This window comes from Alteromonas sp. RW2A1, from assembly GCF_001886475.1.
Lineage (GTDB): Bacteria > Pseudomonadota > Gammaproteobacteria > Enterobacterales > Alteromonadaceae > Alteromonas > Alteromonas hispanica.
In genome coordinates this window covers 3,210,558-3,230,942 of record NZ_CP018031.1, presented here as the reverse complement: position 1 = coordinate 3,230,942, position 20,385 = coordinate 3,210,558, and the positions used below count along the sequence as shown (strand labels likewise).

Sequence of the window (20,385 nt, the reverse complement as noted above, 5' to 3'; positions counted from 1 at the left end):
TATGAATGATATTGGCGTTTGCACACTAAAATAATAAGGAAACCTTACAAATGATAAGAAAGATGTTGGCAGTTAGTAGCGCTGTTGCGTTAGCGTTGAGCACATCAGTTGCTATCGCAAATTCTCATAATGACGCTCTAAAAGAGCCAACCGTTATGCAAAAAGCTCAAAGTGAGCATGAAAAACTCTTTGCTCTTTTTGCAGCATCGGACGAGCGTTATTTAGCACTAAACCCTGTGATGGCCATATTCCGCGGTGATATGCGACGGGCAGATCGCTTGGGCGACTTTTTAACTGATGCTCATGATTTAGCAAGCCGTACCAGTACACAGCTCAATTTGTCGGAACTTGCGCAAATTGATAGAAGCAAGCTAGATGATACTGACAAATTGGCTTATGACGTTTTCAAATATAACCAAGAGCTTGCACTTGAAATGTCCTCGCCAGAGATCAGTGCGTTATTTTTAGTACGCCCTGTAAATCATTTTAGTGGGTTTCATACTTTTTACCCCTTTTTTGCCAGTGGTGAGGGGGCTGCTCCTTTTAAAACCGTTGAAGACTATGAGAACAACTTATCACGCCACAAAGATTATATTGCCATTTCAGACCGTGCTATAGAGCGTTTTAAAGAGGGGATGGAATCTGGCGTGTTAGAAACTACGCTTACCATAGACCGCGTTATTAAGCAGTTTGATACACAGCTAGCAATACCGCTAAAAGAGTCGCAGTTTTGGGGGCCTATGACGATGTTTCCAGAATCATTTTCTGAAGAAGAAAAAACTCGTTTAACGAGTGAATATGAGCAGGCTACGCAAGACATTTACGATGCCACCAGACGCATGCGCGACTTTCTTAAAAATGAATACTTACCCATTGCTCGTGAAACCATCGGTTTGAGCGACATGAAAGGTGGCGCGAAGCTTTATGAGTTGATGGTAGAGGACTCTACTACGCTGCCTTTGACTCCCGACGAACTGCATGAACTTGGTCTTAGAGAAGTTAAGCGCATTAAAAACGACATGCTAGCGATAAAAGACGAAGTGGGTTTTGACGGCACGCTAAATGAGCTTTTCGACTTTGTGCGAACAGACTCTCAGTTTAAGCCTGAAAGTCGTGAAGCATTAACCCAAAGCTACTATCGTATTGGCAAAGAAGTAGACAAGAAAATTGATGAGTATTTCTCACTATTGCCAAAGTCAGGGCTAGAAATAAAGCCTTACGATCCGGCTATTGAACAGTTTAGTGCCGGTGGTTCTTATCAACCGGGTACGCCTGATGGGTCACGTCCAGGAACGTTTTTCTTTAATGCCTATGATTTACCTAGCCGCTTAACTACGGGGAATGTGACGCTATACCTTCATGAGGGAGCACCAGGCCATCATTTCCAAAATAGCATTGCGCAAGAAAACGACTCACTGCCTTCGTTTATGCGCTTTAGCTTTTTACCTGCTTTCGGAGAAGGATGGGCGCTTTACGCTGAAACACTCGGGTACGAAATGGGCTTCTTCGATGACCCGTGGAATCGTTACGGCACATTGCAGGGCGAACAGTTAAGAGCCATGCGCTTGGTGGTTGATACCGGTATTCACGCCAAGGGCTGGAGCAGAGAAAAAGCCATCGACTTTATGCTCGATAACTCAGGCATGACGCGCACTGAAGTAGTGGCAGAGGTTGAGCGTTATATTGCTATTCCCTCACAAGCTTTATCTTACAAGGTTGGCGCATTAAAAATACAAGAGTTACGCGCACGGGCTGAACAAGCCCTTGGCAAGAATTTTGATATTCGAGAATTCCATGCGCAGGTATTAAACACAGGTGGCATTCCGCTGGCTATTCTTGAACAAAAAATAGACCGCTGGATAGCCAGTCAAAAAAGCTAGTCAAAAAAGCTAGTCTCTTAAAAGTACGCACAAAGCCAGCTTTTGCTATCAAGTGAAAGCTGGTTTTTTGATCTCACTTCCTCTACTCTAAAATTCAGCCCGTCGGGACTGGAAAGTAAAGTATGGAGAAGCGCAATGAAGCAACATAATGGATTTTTCGCGACTTTAGCCGCTATTGGCTTTGCATGTGTAGCGTTAAGCCTTTCTGGCTGCCAAAGCACCTCACAGCAAGTGAGTAGCAGCGATGATGTTTCCAGCAATCTGTCTTCTTCACTCAACTGGCAAAGCGACAAATTTAGCCAAACCAAGGTTATTAAGCCCCATGAGATATTGGTGCTCACACCCAACCAAAAAGCGGAATTTTTATCCTTTTTCAATAGCGACGAACAGCAAGACGTATCCCCCAATTTTCGTATATCCAACTTTTTAGAGAAATGGGCTACGGATTTTAGCTACGCAGGAGACACATTTACTGCAACAGAAGCGTTTGAAAAAAGGTCGGGAAATTGCCTGACGCTGGCAATACTAACCACCGCACTCGCTAACGTTGTTGGGTTAGATGTATATTATAAAAAGGTGTTCACGCCGCCTATTTACCGGCGCCACAATCATATTTTGACCACCTCTACCCATGTTAAAACCATTGTGCTTGGCCCTGAGGCGGAAGAGAAAAAGCTTGGCGTTATATTTTTTCGCAGCCGAACCGTTATAGATTATTTCCCGTCATCGCTTAACGACACAGGGGAGTACGTAGCCTTTAACGATTTTATTTCTATGTATTATCAAAACAAAGCGGCAAAGGCGATGGCAGTTAATAACTCGTCGCTAGTCTACAGTTTACTCTCAAGGGCAATGCGCCAAACCCCGCTTAATTCAGAAACCCTTAACGCTTTGGCGGTGTTTTATCGTCAGAACATGCTGTATAAAAAAGCGCGAGACATATATGAATTTGCGATTGAGAATAACGTTGAATCTATACACACCTTATCGAACTACGCTGTGCTGTTATCCGAGGTAGGAGATAGTGCAACATTAGCGAAAATAGGAAGTAAGCTTTTGGCCGTTGAAGAGAACAATCCCTATCAATGGTACGACCAAGGCGTTAAATATTTAAATCAAGGCGAAACAAGAAGGGCGGTTGCCCTTTTCAACAAGTCGGTAAAAACTGGGCCGTACCTGAGTGAAGGTTATATGGGGTTAGCAAAAGCATACTTTTTACTTGGCGATATAGAACGTGCAGAGTCTAAGCTTAAAAAAGCAAAGGAACTCGCCTTTGGTGAAAAGGAAAGAGGGTTATACGCTGCAAAGCTTGATGCCCTGCAGCGTGTTAATAAATTTACCGATTAATTAGCAAAGTAACCTTATTACTTATACAACCAAATAACGCTTAGATTTTCGCAGCCAATTCGGCGCCCTGACGAATAGCTCTTTTAGCATCAAGTTCTGCTGCTACGTCGGCGCCACCAATGATGTGTACCTTAAACCCAGCTTCTTCAAGAGGCGCTTTTAATGGCGTGAATGGTTCTTGGCCCGCACATACGATCACGTTATCGACTTCCAGTAGTTTTGGTTTGTCGTTAATAACAACGTGAAGCCCTTTGTCATCAATTTTTTCGTAAGATACGCCATTGATCATTTGCACGTTGTGAAGTTTAAGAGACTGACGGTGGATCCAGCCGGTTGTTTTGCCCAAGCCCTTACCCACTTTTGTGGTTTTACGCTGAAGTAAAAACACTTCGCGCGTGGTTGGGGTCAGGTGTTTTTCTTTAAGTGCGCCGCCGGCGGCATAGCTTTTATCAATTCCCCAGTGCTGCAGCCACTTGTCTCTATTTTCAGTAAGATCTGCATCTTCAACTAGGTATTCAGCGACATCAAACCCAATGCCCCCAGCACCGATTACCGCTACACGCTGACCTACTTCAACATGGTCCCGTAATACGTCTAGATAACCCAACACTTTCGGGTGATCGTGGCCTTCAATAGTTAAGCTTCTCGGTTTAATACCGCTAGCTAAGATAACCTCATCGAAGCTTCCATTTTTTAATGTCTCTGTGGTTGCAAGCGTATTTAGGTGAATAGTGACATTGGCTCGCGCTAATTGATGCGTAAAGTAACGAAGAGTTTCATAAAACTCTTCTTTTCCCGGTATTTGCTTTGCGTAATTAAATTGTCCACCAATCTCGCTAGCCTGGTCAAATAGATGCACATCGTGCCCGCGGTCGGCGGCATACATCGCAAAAGACAGGCCTGCTGGTCCTGCACCAATAACTACCAGTTTTTTCTTGTTCGAGGTTGGCGAGAAAGTGAGTTCGGTTTCATAGCAGGCCTGGGGATTCACTAAACAGCTTGCACGCTTTTGCTCAAAGGCATGGTCTAAGCAGGCTTGGTTACAAGCTATACAGGTGTTGATCAGCTTCGATTCATTCTGCATTGCTTTGGCTACAAAATGAGCGTCGGCAAGAAAAGGGCGCGCCATGGAAACCATGTCCGCGTGGCCCTCTGCCAACACTGACTCAGCAACTTCTGGCGTATTTATACGGTTAGTCGTCACTAGCGGCAATGATACCTCTGCCTTCATACGCTTGGTTATCCAAGTGAAAGCCGCTCGCGGGACCGAGGTTGATATTGTTGGCACTCTCGCTTCATGCCACCCAATACCTGTATTGATAAGCGTTGCGCCTGCCTTTTCTATCTCTTTAGCTAAATAAACCACCTCATCCCATTGGGCGCCGCCTTCCACTAAATCGAGCATTGAAAGACGGTAAATGATTATAAACTCAGCCCCTACTTTTTCACGCACACTTCTCACTACCTCGATAGCCAGTCGCGCTCTATTTTCGAGGCTTCCTCCCCATTCATCATTACGCTGGTTAGTGCGTTCACAGAAGAATTGATTGATGAGGTAGCCTTCTGACCCCATAATTTCTACGCCGTCGTATCCAGCCTTTTGAGCTAAACCTGCGCAATTTGCATAGTCTTTTATTGTGCTTTTGATACCGCTTGAAGACAGTGCCCTGGGTTTAAATGGAGTAATGGGCGATTTCACGGATGAGGCTGAGACCGCTAGAGGATGGTAGCCATAGCGCCCAGAATGAAGAATCTGCATGCATATCTTACCGCCTTCAGCGTGAACGGCGTCGGTAATAACTTTGTGTTTTTTTGCGTGTCTCTTACTGGTCATTCTTCCTGCAAATGGGGCTACCCACCCAGAAATGTTAGGGCTTATTCCTCCCGTTACGATGAGGCCAACGCCGCCTTTTGCTCGCTCTGCATAGAATGCAGCTAATTTATCAAACCCGCCTTTTTCCTCCTCTAAGCCTAAATGCATAGAGCCCATCAATGTTCGGTTTCGCAGTGTGGTAAAGCCTAAATCGAGAGGCTCGAGAAGGTGAGGGTAGGGGGTAGTCATAATAAGTCTCTTTTTTATAATTTTATTGTTGCGCATAAACTGCCGGTGAACACTTTTACTTAATTACCTAACAGTTCGACAGAGCGTACTTTTATGATTATTTACTAGGAAAGGCTAATGGTAAAGTGACTTAGAGCAATAAAGGTCAACACGCTCTTTTTAGGCCTAAAAAAAGCGAGGGCTCGTGAAAAGCACCTCGCTTGGTATCCGTTTAGCTTTTAGAGTCATCGGCGGGCCGAATGAAAAAAACTGTCTGATAAAACTGTCTGAATAAAACTCTTCCATGGCATTATACTAAATCAGCTATGGCCTCAGATTTTTCAGCCATCGACATACATTTTTTGCTTAAACTTTAACGTCTGCTGGCTTGAAGCCCTTTTCACGCTAATTTCGAAACGATATGTCTCTTGGTCGCGAAACGGTAAGACAGCAAGATAATAGATAGCATCACCGTCTTCTACCTTTTTGAACGAAAGGTCGCGTTTTTTCCCGAGTAAATTAGTGGCATGGCCGTCAACCGAAACCCGCTGTGCTTTACCTGAATCTTTATCGAGCACAGAAATATTAACTAAAGCATTGTACTTACTTCTTACAATCCCATAGTTTGCTGCAACTTCAGGAGTAAGAAAGGGGGTGTTCACTACCATGTAGTGGACATCCCATTCGCCTAATGTCTGCTTTTGTTCTGCGTTAGCTTGAAGGCTCAAGCACATAAGCAACGCGCCTAAAATAACTGCTGACACTTTTTTTACTATCTTCACCGTCGCTCCTCGCTTTGATATTTTTTTAAATTGTGCTTTTAAAACTTCAGCGCTAACTTAAGCTGTTTTTATATTAGAGGCTGTTATGCCAATTTTATACACTCATAGCACTCTGAGAGCATCTTGGATCAACAGCTGTAAAAACTGTAATCCAATGATTGCAATCAGCACTGACAAATCAAGCCCGCCTAATGGAGGAATGATTTTGCGAATAGGCGCTAAAAAAGGCTCGGTAAGTTGATAAAGCACATAATCAACAGGAGATTGCCCTTGAGATACCCAACTAAGTATTGCGCGTAGTAAAAGTACCCAAAACATGAGCGAGAGCGTTTCTTTTATCACGCCCATGAAAGACATAATTGCAATACCTATTGGGTTCAAAGTACCGCCCGATATCAATATCAGCGTGACGAGCTTCAATGCACAAACCGCGAGTGCTAAAACAAATGTGGCGGTATCAAATCTGCCTAATGACGGAATAACGCGTCGCAACGGCCCCACTATAGGATGTGTTGCTTTCACAATAAACTGACTCATTGGATTGTAAAAATCGGCTTGCACCATTTGCAGCCACAACCGCAATATGACAATCATTAAGTAGAGATTGAATAGTGTATCAATCAAAAAAACCGTTGCGTTCATTTACTCTTGTTCCTACAAACGTTAAAGCTGTTTTGCCATTTCTTCGGCACGGGCGACGGCAGCACGCATAGACTTGCTAATGATGTCTTTGAGGCCCTCGTCGATAAAGGTATTTACGGCTTGTGCCGTAGTTCCGCCTTTAGAGGTAACTTGGGCACGCAGCTCGCTTAATTCAAGGTCTGGGTTATTACACACCATCTCGGCAGCGCCAAGCATGGCTTGCTGAACCATAAGACGAGACTGGTCTTTATCAAATCCCATGTTCATGGCTTCTTCTTGCATATTTTGAAGGAATAAGAAGAAGTAAGCTGGGCTGCTACCTGCAGCAGCAATTACGCCATTTATGCCGTCTTCGTGATCAACCCATACGGTTTCACCTACGCTGTTCATTACGTCATCAACGTAAGTTCGGTCTTCTTGAGATACCGTGCTGTCTGCATACATACCTGACATGCCTTTACCTAGAAGGCTTGGAGTGTTGGGCATGATACGAACAACTGGGTAGTCACCACCTAACATCTCTTGTAAGCGAGACACCGGAAGACCTGCCGCAATGCTTAAAAATAGCTTACCCGCGAGGTCGTTGTTTTTCTGAAGGTCGGCACACATGTTGCCCATAATTTGCGGTTTTACTGCAAGTACAATGGCATCGGCAAACTGGCAGGCTTCATCATTTGATTGTGTGGTTTGTATGCCAAATTCTTCTTTCAGCTTGTCTAGCTTCGGTGTAGACGGGTTAGCTGCGAGTATATTTTCTTTTGCATAACCAGACTGAATTAACCCACTAATGATGCTGCGACTCATGTTGCCTGCGCCAATAAATGCCAATTTTTTCTGTTGCATGTAAATCCTTACTGTTGTCTGTGTAATTCTTAATTCAACACGCAAAATTGCACAAATGTATATTCGTAACTGCGTATTGCTTTTATAAGTAGCTCAAGTGCACTGTTAAAACGTCAACGCCACTGTGTTTATCGCTAACGCTGCGTTTTATTACGTTACCGTTTTGCGAAGTGACTTAACCACGCTTACCAAAAATTGCTGTGCCTATGCGCACCATGGTAGATCCATTTTTGATAGCCGCGTGCATATCGCTACTCATTCCTACCGATAGGGTATCAAAATTGGCCAGCGATTTGTGGTAATGGTCATATAATTCCTTCAGCTTACCGAGAGTGCTTTGTTGCTCTTCATCACTTGGGTTGGCTTTTGGAATGGCCATAATTCCGCGAAGACAAAGCTTTTCTTGCGACTTAATAAACTGAATTAAGCTGTCAAGTTGGTCTGGTTTCACGCCAGATTTACTCTCTTCGTCATCGATGTTGAGCTGAATACAAACATTTAATGGAGGTAAATTGTCAGGACGTTGCTCGTTTAGTCTTCGAGCTATTTTTTCTCTATCTACAGATTGCACCCAATCGAAATGTTCTGAAACGACTTTGGTTTTATTCGACTGTATGGGGCCTATCATGTGCCACTCTATGTCGGTGAGGTGAGCAAGTTCCTGAACTTTTTCAACACCTTCCTGAACATAGTTCTCTGCGAACATTCGTTGTCCCGCTTCATACGCTTCAATAATATCCGATACGGGTTTTGTTTTGCTAACCGCTAGTAATTTGACTGAATTTGGTGGACGATGTACTGAAGTAGCGGCTTGTGTGATTCCCTGAAGTGCGGAATCTATTCTTTCTGCTATTGTTTGCATTATTCACCTTGTTATGGAGAAGTGGTTGTGGATATTACCGAACTTTTAGCGTTTAGTGTTAAGAATAACGCCTCAGATTTACACTTGTCAGCCGGACTTCCGCCGCTTATTCGCGTAGACGGCGAAATGCGCAAGCTCAATGTCCCAGCACTTGACCACAAGCAGGTTCACGGGCTCGTTTATGAAATCATGAACGATATGCAACGTAAAGAATACGAGGAAAATCTAGAAACCGATTTTTCTTTTGAAGTAAAAGGGCTGTCGCGCTTTCGTGTCAACGCGTTTGTTCAAAACCGCGGTGCCGCCGCTGTACTTCGTACTATTCCTAGCGACGTTCTGACTCTTGACGATTTAGGCGCGCCGGATATTTTTAAGGAAATTATTAATCAGCCAACCGGCATTGTTTTAGTAACCGGTGCAACGGGCTCCGGTAAAAGTACTACACTAGCGGCCATGGTAGACCACATTAATACTCACAAGCGTGAGCACATTCTTACTATCGAAGACCCCATCGAATTTGTTCACGACAACAAACTTAGTTTGGTCAACCAGCGGGAAGTACATCGAGATACGCATTCATTTAATAATGCTTTGCGATCGGCATTACGTGAAGACCCTGACGTTATCCTTGTAGGCGAGCTTCGAGATTTAGAAACCATTCGACTAGCTATATCAGCCGCAGAAACCGGCCATTTGGTATTTGGTACTTTGCACACTAACTCCGCGCCAAAAACTATTGACCGTATTATCGACGTGTTTCCTGCAGAAGAAAAATCGATGGTGCGTTCAATGTTATCAGAATCTTTGCGGGCGGTTATATCTCAAACGCTGCTCAAGAAAATAGGCGGTGGGCGTGTGGCAGCTCATGAGATAATGGTAGGAATACCGGCAATCAGAAACCTTATTCGTGAAGACAAAGTCCCGCAAATGTATTCAGTGATTCAAACTGGACAGGCACACGGTATGCAAACCATGGATCAATGCTTACAACGGTTAGTGGCTATGGGTGTTATCACTAAGCAAGACGCCGCGGCAAAATCGGTTGACAAACAGGCCATGAATAGCTTTTAGAGTGACTTTTTAGGGGGATTTTAGAACCCCTCTCCATGAACTATCTTCGGGAACAAGCATGCTAGACTCTCTTTTACAAAAAATGATTGATACCAATGCCTCAGATTTATTCGTAACGGCAAACTTTCCGATCAGTGCCAAGATAAACGGAAAGCTTACACCTATTTCCGATAGCGCAACTTCTGAGGAAACTGCTCTCGCTCTGGTTCACGAAGCCATGACCGAGAAGCAGCAAAAGGAATTTCACGAATCTAAAGAGTGTAATTTTGCGATTGTAAGAGAGGGCATTGGACGCTTTCGTTGCTCAGCATTTTGGCAGCGCGATCAAGCCGGCATGGTTATTAGACGTATAGTAACTCAAATTCCTAAAGCGGATGATTTAGGGCTTCCCAGAGTTTTAAAAGAAATCATTATGGCAAAACGCGGTTTAGTGCTATTTGTTGGCGGAACGGGTACCGGTAAATCAACATCATTAGCGGCGTTAATTGGCCATAGAAATGAGAACTCTCACGGTCACATTCTTACCATTGAAGACCCGATAGAGTTTGTTCATGAACATAAAAATTGCGTCATCACTCAGCGCGAAGTGGGCATTGATACCCAGTCGTTTGACGACGCTTTAAAAAGCTCTTTAAGACAGGCCCCTGACGTCATTCTCATTGGGGAAATTCGCTCTATGGAGACCATGGAATACGCTATGTCGTTTGCAGATACAGGGCACCTTTGTGTTGCAACTTTGCATGCAAACAACGCTAATCAGGCCATCGAGCGGATAATGCACTTAGCGCCAAAGGATATGCATGACAAGCTGCGATTCGATTTGAGTTTGAATATTCGCGCCATTGTAGCCCAGCAACTTGTTCCTACCCCTGATGGTAAGGGCCGCGTAGCCGCTATAGAAGTTTTATTAAATACCCCACTTGTGCGCGACCTTATTCAGCGAAATGAAATAGGCAGCCTTAAAGAGGCGATGAAGAAAGGGAAAGAGCAGGGAATGCAAACCTTCGATATGGCGCTTTATGACCTTTATAAACAGGGCCGTGTTGAAATGGATCAGGCTCTGCACCACGCAGACTCGCCTAACGATTTGCGTTTGATGATAAAGTTAGACGCCAGCGACAATTCAAGTTTAGGAACACTGTCGAACGTGTCGTTTGACATGGATGACTAGACATTTTCGCGTACACGGGTAGCTTACTGTAAAAGACTGTTAGGGAATGAACGCTTGAAAAAACTGTTTGCCTCAGAAGATGCCTTTGAGCTTCAAGCCATTCGCAGTGAGCTTGATGCACTGGCCATCCCCTATATGGTAAAAAATGAGTTCGCAGGTGGCGCGCTTGGTGAATTACCTTGGCAAGAAGCACAGCAAGAATTATGGCTAGTAGATGAAACATGGTTCAATCGTGCATCTAAAGTGGTTAATGCGTTTGAAAATAAGCTCAAACCCACCGCGGAAAGTGACAGGAACGAATGGACATGCAGTGAGTGTGGCGAAGAAAATGGCGGCGCATTTGAAGTATGCTGGCAATGTAGCAAGGCCCGATAGGTTATCGGCAGTCTATCAGCAGTCTATCAGCTGAAGGCGTTTTCAACCCAGCTGGTGAAAATAACGCAGGCCGAAACGCTGTCTACCTTATCCTTGGTCAGCTTTTTGTACCCACCCAGTTCAAATAGCATGGCTTTGGCGTCTGTCGTAGTTAAACGCTCGTCACATAACTCTACATGCACTTTAAAGCGACCATGTAAACGGTTAGCAAATTTACGAGCGCGCTGCGTCATCTCTTGCTCAGTGCCGTCCATGTTAAGCGGTAGTCCCACAACGACAGCGTGAGGAAGCCATTCAGCGTATAGTTTTTCAATCAGGCTCCAATCGGGAATGCCATCTCGCGCTTTCAATGCTGAAAGCGGTGATGCGGTGCCTGTGATCTCTTGGCCTACCGCCACACCAATGCTTTTGGTTCCGAAGTCGAAGGCCAGAACCGTGCGGTTTCCAATGTGTTCTTGAGAGTTACCTTGAGATTTATGCATGGCCAGAACCAGGCGCTAACTGCCATACATCAACGCCTAACTTGTTCACCGTAGCCTGCCATTTTTTGTGAATTGGCGTATGAAATAGTATATCTTCGTCGGCTTCAATGGTAAGCCACGCGTTTTCCTGCATTTCTTGTTCAAGCTGGCCTTTAGACCAGCCAGCAAAGCCCAACGCTATAATGACGTCTTCTGGACCTTCATCGTTGCCTATTGCCGTTAGAATATCTTTCGATGTGGTTACCATAATGCCCGGCGCTAGCGCGAGGCTAGAGGCCCATCCCTTTTGCGTAGAATGCAGTACAAAGCCTCTTTCTTGGCTTACTGGACCGCCTGCTAGAACAATTTGTTCCGCTTTGTCTGCAGAAACATCAAGCTCTTTATCCGTTTGCTCAAGTAACTGCTTTACATTCATTGTTGAGGGTTGATTGACAACAATACCCATTGCGCCATCGGCGTCGTGCTCGCACACATAAATGAGGGAGCGAGAAAAGTAAGGATCGTCTAGGCTTGGCATGGCTACCAAAAAATGATTTTTTAAACTCTTTAATTCCGTCATATTTTCTCAGTCTTGCTACATCGGTATTGTTTCAACACGCCCTAGTTATGTGCCAATCTCTTTTCAATGGCTTCAAATAGTTTTTCCATAATATTAATGTCAAAGTGTGCTTCAATTTCTCGAACACACGTAGGGCTTGTAATATTTATTTCGGTTATTTTATTACCTATCACGTCTAAGCCAACGAACAATATATTATTTTCTTTCAAGGTTGGCGCAATTGCTTCGGCTAATGCTTTATCAGACTCTGAAATTGCCTGAGGGCGGCCTGTTCCGCCTGCTGCAAGATTACCTCTAGTTTCCCCTTTAGTTGGAAGACGAGCTAAGCAGTAAGGCATAACTTCACCATCAACGATGAGCACCCGCTTGTCTCCGTCTTTTATCTCAGGCAGATACTCTTGAACCATCATATATCGTGTGCCAAGTTGGGTGAGGGTTTCTATAATCACACCAAGATTATTACCGTCTGGTTTTACTCTGAATATAGAAGCGCCGCCCATTCCATCAAGTGGCTTACAAATTATATCTTTGTATTTTGCGTGAAATTCTCGAATAGGTACTTGGTTATTAGCTACAAGCGTGGCAGGGATGTGCTCAGGGAAATACGATGTAAAAAGCTTTTCATTATAATCGCGCAGAGCCTGCGGATTATTGACTACCAATGCTCCGGCGTCTTGGGCTAGTGATAGCATTTGTGTAGCATAAAGAAACTCGCTGTCGAAAGGCGGATCTTTTCTCATCAGCAGTACGTCAATATCACCAAGCTGAACTGTATTTGTTTCGGTTATTTCATAAAAGTCGGTAGGTTGATCTTTGACTAATACTGTTTTTGCCACCCCCATAGGTTTACCGTTTTCTAGATAGAGATCTTTCAACTCAAAGTATACGACCTTAGCACCCCGGCGCTGTGCTTCCAGCATCATTGCGAGGCTTGTATCTTTATGTGGAGTTATCGCCTCGATTGGGTCCATTATTACGCCAACAGTGTATTGCATAGAGTTCTCGCTTGAATTAACGGTAAATAAGTAAATAGCAATAATACCCCATATGTTGGGGCGTTTTAGCATAGTATCAAGTTACGTTAAGTATTTCAGTTGGGGCTTTTTAGGTTGGCCAGACCTCACTAAAAGTCACCGTGCAACGACTGTAGGATACTTAATGAAGTAATGGCCGCTGTTTCTGTTCTCAATATACGGGGCCCAAGACTGACAGAAATATACCCATTCTCATTTGCTTGGTGTATTTCGGAATCTGACAGCCCACCCTCAGGCCCAATAAGTAATCGATACCCTTGTGTATTATAAGGCTGTCGAGCTAAAGGCTGAGTTGCGCCAGGAGCAAGTACCAGTCGAGAGGTTGACGTGGAATGAGAAAGCCATTGCCCTATAGATACAGGTTCATTTAGCTTGGGAATAACGTTACGACCGCTTTGTTCACAAGCCCCAATAATGATTTTTTGCCATTGTTGTAATTTCTTTTCCCAACGAGCTGGGTCTAATTTAACTGCGCATCGCTCTGTGATGATTGGGGTAATTTCACTTACCCCTAACTCAACGCCCTTTTGAAGCACAGTGTCCATCCTGTCGCCTTTTGATACGCCTTGGCCTAAGTGTAGATGAAGGGGGGATTCGTTTGAGACAGACAAGCAAGCATCGATTTCCACAATGACCTTTTTGCGCTGAACATTAATAATAAGGCCGCTGTATTCATTACCATCGCCGTTAAATAAAACAATGGGGCGGTTTGCCTTCAACCGAAGTACAGTGGCCACGTGATGTGCAGCTTCTGGAGTTAATTCAAACTCTTGTTCTACGGTGATAGCGTTGGGGTAATAGACTCTTGGTATGCGCATGTGAAAAAAGACAAAAATTATTTAGCGCTATGATACGTGGGGAAGGGGCCGACTTGCAACGCTATCACTGCCGAAAAAATGGTACTGCCCTAATAGGCTACCAGTCAATCAGTGACAAACCCAGGTGATCAAACAAGTACTGAACAAGTACTAGGCAAGTACTAAACAAATATTAAATTACCTGTGCTGCTCGCGCTGGGCTTTGACCCGTGGGGACACTGGAAACCTTTGATTCGTTGAGTGCTTTCGAGTCATTTGTGTCTACTGCTGGATAGTGCATTGCTGTGGAACGGTTAGCTTGAGGTGCTAGCTTTGATGACTCTGTCGCTTTTAAATCTGCTGAATTTGAATTTCTTGCATGCTTTGTGTGCCTGCCTTTGTCTGGACGTAAAGCGTAAATAAAAATTCCAGACACTACGACAAATAGGGTGGTTAAAAGCAGCATGAGAAAATCCTTCTTGTTGCATAAATTGCTAGGGCAGCAAACCCTTGAGTATAAAATAGTAAAAATTCTGTTTTTGCAGATGTTCACTATCCATGCATTGGTCGCAAATTTGGTTGAGTACCAAACACATCATCCATGAGACTTTAGTATAACGTCTGCAGCCAAAAAGTAATTGTTTTTTTAATCACATTTTTTAGTTCGCTTTACTGTCTAAAAATGCGTTGTCACGATCAATATGAAAATTACAAAGGAAGTATGAAAGCCAATACCTGATTCTCAACTGTAGTAAAAAGGTTATTAGATTTTTATGACAGGGAAATGACTACATAAAGTCGGGGCGGTTAAACAGCCCAGCTTTGCAACAACACTCTTCCCGATGCTTTTTCTTACTACTTTTGTATAGCTTTTAGCGAGGTTGTATTAGCTGAAAGCCGCGATGCACTATGACTTTAGCGTAATTTTGAAAGGTTAATTAAGTTTGACTATTGGTGATATTTGTTTTTACTGATACCTTGATTTGCACAGTGACCACAAACTCAAAAAGGAAAAATTATGGAAGAACAACTCTCGCTCTTATCTGCAAGTGATATTGAAAGGTATATAAATGATTACGCAATTCCATGGGGTATTAATATCGCCATGGCTATTGCTATCTATGTTATTGGTCGAATTGTTGTAGGCCTGCTGCTTTCTGTTTTCAGACGTGTAATGGCAAAGTCTAAGTACGACGATATGTTGGTCGATTTCTTAGAAGCGATTATCAGCGCCATTTTGATGCTATTTGTTATCGTAGCATCGTTAGACCAATTAGGTGTTGATACAACGTCACTCGTTGCTATCTTGGGTGCTGCAGGTTTGGCTATTGGCTTGTCGCTGCAGGATTCACTGAAGAATTTCGCAGCGGGCGTTATGCTTCTTGTGTTTAAGCCGTTTAAAGCAGGTGATTTTGTTGAGGCGGGCGGTACATCAGGCTCAATCAAAAAGATCGGCATTTTCACGACCACAATGACGACTCCTGACAATAAAGAAATCATTGTGCCAAATGGAAATATCTACGGTGGCAATATCACTAACTATTCGGCAAAACCAACACGTCGTGTAGATATGGTAGTGGGTATTGGTTACGACGCAGACTTGTTAAAAGCAAAGAAAATTCTGCAAGAAATGGTAGAAGCTGACGACAGAATTCTGTCAGATCCTGCTCCTCAAGTAGCCGTGTCTGAGCTTGCCGACAGCAGTGTTAATTTTGTAGTTCGCCCGTGGGTTAATGCAGCAGATTTCTGGGGTGTTAAGTTTGACTTTACTGAAGCGGTTAAATTGCGTTTCGACCAAGAAGGCATCTCTATTCCATTCCCACAAATGGATGTTCACTTACACAAAACTGACAGTGAATAACATCACGCCAGTTGCGTAAACGAAAACGCCGCTTTCTTAAGCGGCGTTTTTTTCTAAATCAAGGTCAGCACGCCTCACTTACAGTTTGGGCGGTTAGTGGTAGCTTGATAGTCAGCAAGCGCAGGACTCATGTTAGCTCGTAAGTCATTAATACGGGTTTGCGGAACGGGGTGAGTGGATAGAAATTCCATTGGGCTATTACCGCCACTCGCTGCTTCCATATTTTGCCAGAGATTCACAGATTGGCGAGGATCGAAGCCAGATTTAGCCATAAGCTGTAGGCCAATTTCGTCTGCTTCCGACTCGTGAGTTCGACTAAATGGTAGCTGTACACCAACCTGCATACCCAATCCTATGGCTGCCATAATAGGGCCTGACTGAGGCACCTCATTCGCTGCTAATACTTGGCCTGCTGCCTGTGTACCCATGTTGATAAGCGTAGATTGTGACATTCGCTCGTTGCCGTGCTCGGCGATAACATGGCCTACTTCATGGCCGATAACCGCAGCGAGTTGATGCTGATTTTCTGCAACTTTTAAAAGGCCGGTGTAAACACCAATTTTGCCGCCAGGTAGCGCGAATGCATTGACCTGCTCATCGTCAAAAACAACCACTTCCCACTGACCATCAAACACTGAAGATGGCACCTGCGCAGTTATGGCATTTGCAATACATTTAACATAGCTATTTTGAACTTGTTTTGTAGACACCGTAAGTTCCTCTTTCATCCCTGAAAAAGCTTGCGCACCCATTTCTGTTAGCTGTGCGTCTGAAAACAACAGCACTTGATTTCTACCAGTAGGGGACGTGGCGCAAGAGGTGAGCGCAATAGTAGCGGCGACAACCGCCGATAGCGTGAATTTCAATTTCATTTTAAATCCTTGGTGTCTGAAAATTATTTAAGCATACCTGCATTTTAATCATGAATATAGCAACCTGATTGGTTGATTTATTCAGATACTTTGCTGCACATTATTTGGGGGCAAAAATGCAAGGAAAAGCTCGAAAAAAAACGCCACATAGAAGCTCGCTGTAAAGGCTTTGCCAAATTAATATTTGTGTCATAAACTGGCTTTAATTTATACATAGAAGTTAAATCAGTTTTCTGTTGTACTGTTGAGATACTGAACATAATACCAAGCCTGCTTATAGCTTATATTAAGCGCCTCGCGGTAAATAAAGCGCAATGCACGCAGGAAGCGATATTTGTCTAGCAGTTCAACTTGAGATACCACAATAAAAAAGGAAATAAAGATGGCAGTGCGTAATAAATTCAAGTACGGGTTACTCGCTCTTTTAGTATCAGCATCATTAACCGGGTGTGGCCTCGATGGCGATGATGGTGAACAAGGCGAAACTGGTGCTCAGGGTCCTCAAGGTGAACAGGGTGCCCCTGGAGCAGATGGATCTGATGGTACCGATGCATCTATTGGGATTGAACTGGATGTTGTAGGTCGAGCTTTCCTTGGTAATCAAGGTGCGGCTGAAATTGTTCAGTATCATGTAGCCACTCAAACGATTTACGCGACTAACACGGGAACAAATACCATTGCGGTTATCCCTGCCGGAAACCTTACCTCTGCCGTATTAGCCGACCCAATCAACACCATTAATCTTACTCCTTCAACTATTACGTTACCTGCTGACATTAACGGTGCAGTGCTAGGCGGCGTCAACAGTATTGCCGTTAATGGCGATCTAATGGCGGTAGCCGTAGCTGCAGATGTAAAAACGGACAACGGGTTTGTGCTTTTTTATAGCGGCCTTGACGCTGGTGCAGCAACTTTCTTAGATTCAGTAGAAGTAGGTGCTCTGCCTGACATGGTTACCTTCACGCCAGATGGCGGTAAGGTATTGGTTGCTAACGAAGGTGAGCCTTCAGATGATTACACTGTAGACCCAATGGGTTCTGTGTCTGTTATCAATATTTTAGCTAGCGGCGAGCCTGAAGAAACAGGCACAACAGTTGGCTTTAGCGCTTTCAACGATGCTCAAGCAGATCTCATGTCTCAAGGCATGATGTTTCCTAATCGGTCAGGTCGTACAATAAACGGCACTGCCATTACTACTACAGTGGCTCAGGATTTAGAGCCTGAATATATTGCGGCTACCAACGACGTGGCCTACGTAAGTTTGCAAGAAAATAACGGGTTAGCTGTTATCGACCTAGAAGAACTGACAGTTGATGTAGTTGGCTTAGGCACAAAAGCATGGGCTAACTTGGATATTGATATCCAAGAAAATGATTCAGTGAGTTTTGGTCAGTACACTGGTTTGTATGGCGTTTATCAGCCAGATAGTATTGCTGCATTCTCATGGAAAGACGCAACGTTTTTAGTTACCGCTAATGAAGGCGATGCTCGCGAATATTTCTTTGACGTAGCAGATGAGGCTGCGTGTACTGCCGCTGGTGGTGTGGAATTTGATGAAGACAACGGTTGTTTAGCCTACACGGACGAGGTGAAAGTAGAAGACTTAACGGCTGCACCAAACTCTGAATTAGCCATGCTACAGGCAACGGGGGAAGCGGACGACTTGCGTGTAACATCTGCCATGGGAGATGCTGATGGTAATGGCGAATACGATGCTGCGTATGCCTACGGTGCTCGCTCGTTCACTATTTGGGATCAAAATGGGCTTGTAGTTTACGACTCAGGTGATGATTTCGAGCGTATTACTGCATCTGTTCACGGTGTTCGGTTCAACAATGATAACGACGTAAACGAAGGTGACTCTCGCTCGGAAAATAAAGGGCCTGAGCCAGAAGCTATTACGGTGGGTCAAATTGGCGACCGCACCTACGCATTTATTGGTTTAGAGCGTATGGGTGGAATTTTTGTCTATGACGTTACCAATCCTTACGATGTTCAGTTCACAGAGTATGTGTTTAACCGAGATCTAACAGACGGGCTAACTGCAGACGATGTTATCGGTGACCTTGCCCCAGAAAGTCTGGTTTTCGTTAGCGCTGAAGACAGCCCAAGCGGAGAAGCGTTGCTTATTGTTGGCAATGAAGTAAGTGGCACAGTGTCAGTTTGGCAAATCAGCCAGTTGTAAATTTCGATGTACTTGTAATAGCCTCTAAAGAAGCTCGTTGTTAAGCGAGCTTTTTTATTCGGCGCGATATAGCGCTGCTTCCCTCTATTTTTTAAAGATCCTTTATCCCCGCCCCAAAAGGTTGATGCAATACAATTCACAGAGTTTGCTCTATATCACAGAATAGTTACAGGGCGAGTGTATTGAGGTAAGCTATAACAAAAGATACGGTGTAACTTAAATCGCCATTGGATTGTTATATTAAAGACTTGCCTAATTCGAATATTCAAAGTGTTTATTCTGTCTTTAATGTTGGTCTAATGGCAATGGCCGTCATAAAGGTGTTTAGCAGACCTTTTATATGCGTTTGCATGCCTTTGGTTACCATATAATTAGAAGAGTATTACTATGTCTCAGCAAGTCGTTATCAGTGGCGTTGGTGTCTGGCACCCCGAAGAGAGCATAACCAACGAAGAGTTGGTGGCGAGTTATAATTCATACGTCGATAGTTTCAACGATAAAAACAAAGAAGAAATAGAGAAATGCGAAGTAGAGGCGATGCCGTACTCAAGTGCGGAGTTTATTGAAAAGGCGTCTGGGATCAAAAGTCGTTATATCTACAAGAAAGACGGTGCGTTAGATATAAACCGAATGAAGCCAAAAATTTCTCCGCGAGGCGACGATGAACTTTCTCATCAAGCAGAAATAGCGGTAGAAGCAGCACGTTTGGCACTGAGCGCGGCTAAAGTAAGCGCTGAGGAGATTGATGCCGTTATTGTTTCTTGTGCTTACACGCAAAGGGCCTATCCAGCCATTGCTATTGAAGTTCAAGAGGCCTTGAATATTGAGGGCTTCGGCTTTGATATGCTTGTAGCTTGCTCGGCGGCAACGTTTGGAATGCATAGAGCGTTTGAAATGCTTAGCGCTGGAAACGCGTCTCGAGTTCTTGTGATCAACCCAGAATTAGTGTCACCGCAAATCAATTATACGGATCGCGACAGCCACTTTATTTTCGGTGATGTAGCGACAGCAACCGTGATGGAGTTGGCTAGCACTGCGAAGAGTGAACATGTTTACGACGTGTTGAGCACAAAAGCGGTAACTAAATTCTCCAACAATATCCGTTCAAATTTTGGTTACTTAACACGCGCGGAAGACGTTGATCCGTATGGTGTCGATAAGCTATTTCATCAGGCTGGGCGCAAGGTGTTCAAAGAGGTGTGTCCTATGGCGGCAAGTCATATTGAAGAGCATCTCGCTAGACATGACATTTCACCTGCTGATGTAAGGCGCTGGTGGCTCCACCAAGCGAACATCAATATGAACACGCTAATTTGTAAACGCCTGCTTGGTCGTGATGCAACTGAACAAGAAGCGCCTATTGTGCTTAATGAATACGCGAATACAGCATCGGCGGGCTCAGTGATCGCGTTTGGTTTAAATCACGAAGATCTTGTTTCAGGCGATCTAGGCGTGCTGTGTTCTTTTGGAGCAGGCTATTCCATTGGCTCGCTAGTGGTGAAAAAGCGTTAGACGTTGTGTGAAGGGGGCTTATTGAGAGCGCCCACAAGACCGTAAAAAATTATTATTCACTAGGACGAA

Annotated in this window: 19 protein-coding genes; 8 read left to right on the top strand and 11 right to left on the bottom strand. The window is 44.2% G+C overall.

Going from position 1 to position 20,385, the window contains the following annotated elements; genetic code table 11:
* The first annotated feature begins 50 nt into the window (after window positions 1-50).
* Window positions 51-1,880 carry a DUF885 domain-containing protein gene (locus tag BM528_RS14365; RefSeq protein ID WP_071980416.1) on the top strand — a complete coding sequence of 610 codons (1,830 nt, stop codon included), beginning with the start codon at window positions 51-53 and terminating at the stop codon, window positions 1,878-1,880.
* A gap of 135 nt (window positions 1,881-2,015) precedes the next feature.
* A complete protein-coding gene (locus tag BM528_RS14360) occupies window positions 2,016-3,227 on the top strand; it encodes a tetratricopeptide repeat protein (protein ID WP_071980415.1) in 1,212 nt (403 codons plus the stop codon).
* A gap of 40 nt (window positions 3,228-3,267) precedes the next feature.
* On the opposite strand, the gene BM528_RS14355 is transcribed toward BM528_RS14360, so the two are convergent.
* The 5 genes from BM528_RS14355 to BM528_RS14335 all read right to left on the bottom strand — a co-directional run bounded on the left by BM528_RS14355 (window position 3,268) and on the right by BM528_RS14335 (window position 8,397).
* Entirely contained in the window at window positions 3,268-5,289 is a 2,022-nt protein-coding gene (locus BM528_RS14355; RefSeq protein ID WP_083595300.1) for an oxidoreductase, read from the bottom strand.
* A 320-nt stretch (window positions 5,290-5,609) separates the two neighbouring features.
* Window positions 5,610-6,002 (bottom strand): DUF4426 domain-containing protein, encoded by a 393-nt coding sequence (locus BM528_RS14350; RefSeq protein WP_083595403.1) that lies wholly within the window; start codon window positions 6,000-6,002, stop codon window positions 5,610-5,612.
* A gap of 150 nt (window positions 6,003-6,152) precedes the next feature.
* Window positions 6,153-6,692 carry a YggT family protein gene (locus BM528_RS14345; RefSeq protein WP_071980412.1) on the bottom strand — a complete coding sequence of 180 codons (540 nt, stop codon included), beginning with the start codon at window positions 6,690-6,692 and terminating at the stop codon, window positions 6,153-6,155.
* 21 nt (window positions 6,693-6,713) lie between these two features.
* Complete coding sequence (gene proC, locus BM528_RS14340) at window positions 6,714-7,535, bottom strand: pyrroline-5-carboxylate reductase (protein ID WP_071980411.1); 822 nt, start codon at window positions 7,533-7,535, stop codon at window positions 6,714-6,716.
* A gap of 175 nt (window positions 7,536-7,710) precedes the next feature.
* On the bottom strand, window positions 7,711-8,397 hold the full coding sequence (locus tag BM528_RS14335) for a YggS family pyridoxal phosphate-dependent enzyme (RefSeq protein WP_071980410.1): 687 nt from the start codon (window positions 8,395-8,397) through the stop codon (window positions 7,711-7,713).
* A 27-nt stretch (window positions 8,398-8,424) separates the two neighbouring features.
* On the opposite strand from BM528_RS14335, the gene BM528_RS14330 reads away from it, so the two are divergent.
* The 3 genes from BM528_RS14330 to BM528_RS14320 are packed head-to-tail and all read left to right on the top strand — an operon-like array spanning window position 8,425 to window position 11,014.
* Window positions 8,425-9,468, top strand: a complete 1,044-nt coding sequence (locus BM528_RS14330; RefSeq protein ID WP_071980409.1) for a type IV pilus twitching motility protein PilT — start codon at window positions 8,425-8,427, stop codon at window positions 9,466-9,468.
* A gap of 58 nt (window positions 9,469-9,526) precedes the next feature.
* Window positions 9,527-10,639 carry a PilT/PilU family type 4a pilus ATPase gene (locus BM528_RS14325; RefSeq protein ID WP_071980408.1) on the top strand — a complete coding sequence of 371 codons (1,113 nt, stop codon included), beginning with the start codon at window positions 9,527-9,529 and terminating at the stop codon, window positions 10,637-10,639.
* Window positions 10,640-10,693: 54 nt separating this feature from the next.
* Window positions 10,694-11,014, top strand: coding sequence for a putative signal transducing protein (locus BM528_RS14320; protein WP_071980407.1), 321 nt, complete (start codon window positions 10,694-10,696; stop codon window positions 11,012-11,014).
* Between the two features lie 26 nt (window positions 11,015-11,040).
* On the opposite strand, the gene ruvX is transcribed toward BM528_RS14320, so the two are convergent.
* The 5 genes from ruvX to BM528_RS14295 all read right to left on the bottom strand — a co-directional run bounded on the left by ruvX (window position 11,041) and on the right by BM528_RS14295 (window position 14,352).
* Window positions 11,041-11,496 carry a Holliday junction resolvase RuvX gene (gene ruvX / locus BM528_RS14315; protein ID WP_071980406.1) on the bottom strand — a complete coding sequence of 152 codons (456 nt, stop codon included), beginning with the start codon at window positions 11,494-11,496 and terminating at the stop codon, window positions 11,041-11,043.
* Window positions 11,489-12,055: a YqgE/AlgH family protein gene (locus BM528_RS14310; protein ID WP_071980405.1), complete on the bottom strand. Its 567-nt coding sequence runs from the start codon at window positions 12,053-12,055 to the stop codon at window positions 11,489-11,491. The genes ruvX and BM528_RS14310 overlap by 8 nt, the downstream gene beginning before the upstream one ends.
* Before the next feature lie 41 nt (window positions 12,056-12,096).
* On the bottom strand, window positions 12,097-13,050 hold the full coding sequence (gene gshB, locus BM528_RS14305) for a glutathione synthase (RefSeq protein WP_071981333.1): 954 nt from the start codon (window positions 13,048-13,050) through the stop codon (window positions 12,097-12,099).
* A gap of 128 nt (window positions 13,051-13,178) precedes the next feature.
* On the bottom strand, window positions 13,179-13,907 hold the full coding sequence (locus BM528_RS14300; protein ID WP_071980404.1) for a 16S rRNA (uracil(1498)-N(3))-methyltransferase: 729 nt from the start codon (window positions 13,905-13,907) through the stop codon (window positions 13,179-13,181).
* 172 nt (window positions 13,908-14,079) lie between these two features.
* A complete protein-coding gene (locus BM528_RS14295) occupies window positions 14,080-14,352 on the bottom strand; it encodes a hypothetical protein (RefSeq protein ID WP_071980403.1) in 273 nt (90 codons plus the stop codon).
* Window positions 14,353-14,904: 552 nt separating this feature from the next.
* On the opposite strand from BM528_RS14295, the gene BM528_RS14290 reads away from it, so the two are divergent.
* The gene (locus tag BM528_RS14290) at window positions 14,905-15,747 is read left to right on the top strand and encodes a mechanosensitive ion channel family protein (protein WP_071980402.1); all 843 of its coding nucleotides are present in this window, start codon (window positions 14,905-14,907) and stop codon (window positions 15,745-15,747) included.
* 74 nt (window positions 15,748-15,821) lie between these two features.
* On the opposite strand, the gene BM528_RS14285 is transcribed toward BM528_RS14290, so the two are convergent.
* A complete protein-coding gene (locus BM528_RS14285) occupies window positions 15,822-16,619 on the bottom strand; it encodes a M48 family metallopeptidase (protein WP_071980401.1) in 798 nt (265 codons plus the stop codon).
* A 382-nt stretch (window positions 16,620-17,001) separates the two neighbouring features.
* On the opposite strand from BM528_RS14285, the gene BM528_RS14275 reads away from it, so the two are divergent.
* On the top strand, window positions 17,002-18,804 hold the full coding sequence (locus BM528_RS14275) for a choice-of-anchor I family protein (RefSeq protein ID WP_071980399.1): 1,803 nt from the start codon (window positions 17,002-17,004) through the stop codon (window positions 18,802-18,804).
* A gap of 387 nt (window positions 18,805-19,191) precedes the next feature.
* Window positions 19,192-20,316 (top strand): beta-ketoacyl-ACP synthase III, encoded by a 1,125-nt coding sequence (locus BM528_RS14270; protein ID WP_071980398.1) that lies wholly within the window; start codon window positions 19,192-19,194, stop codon window positions 20,314-20,316.
* Window positions 20,317-20,385 lie beyond the last annotated feature (69 nt).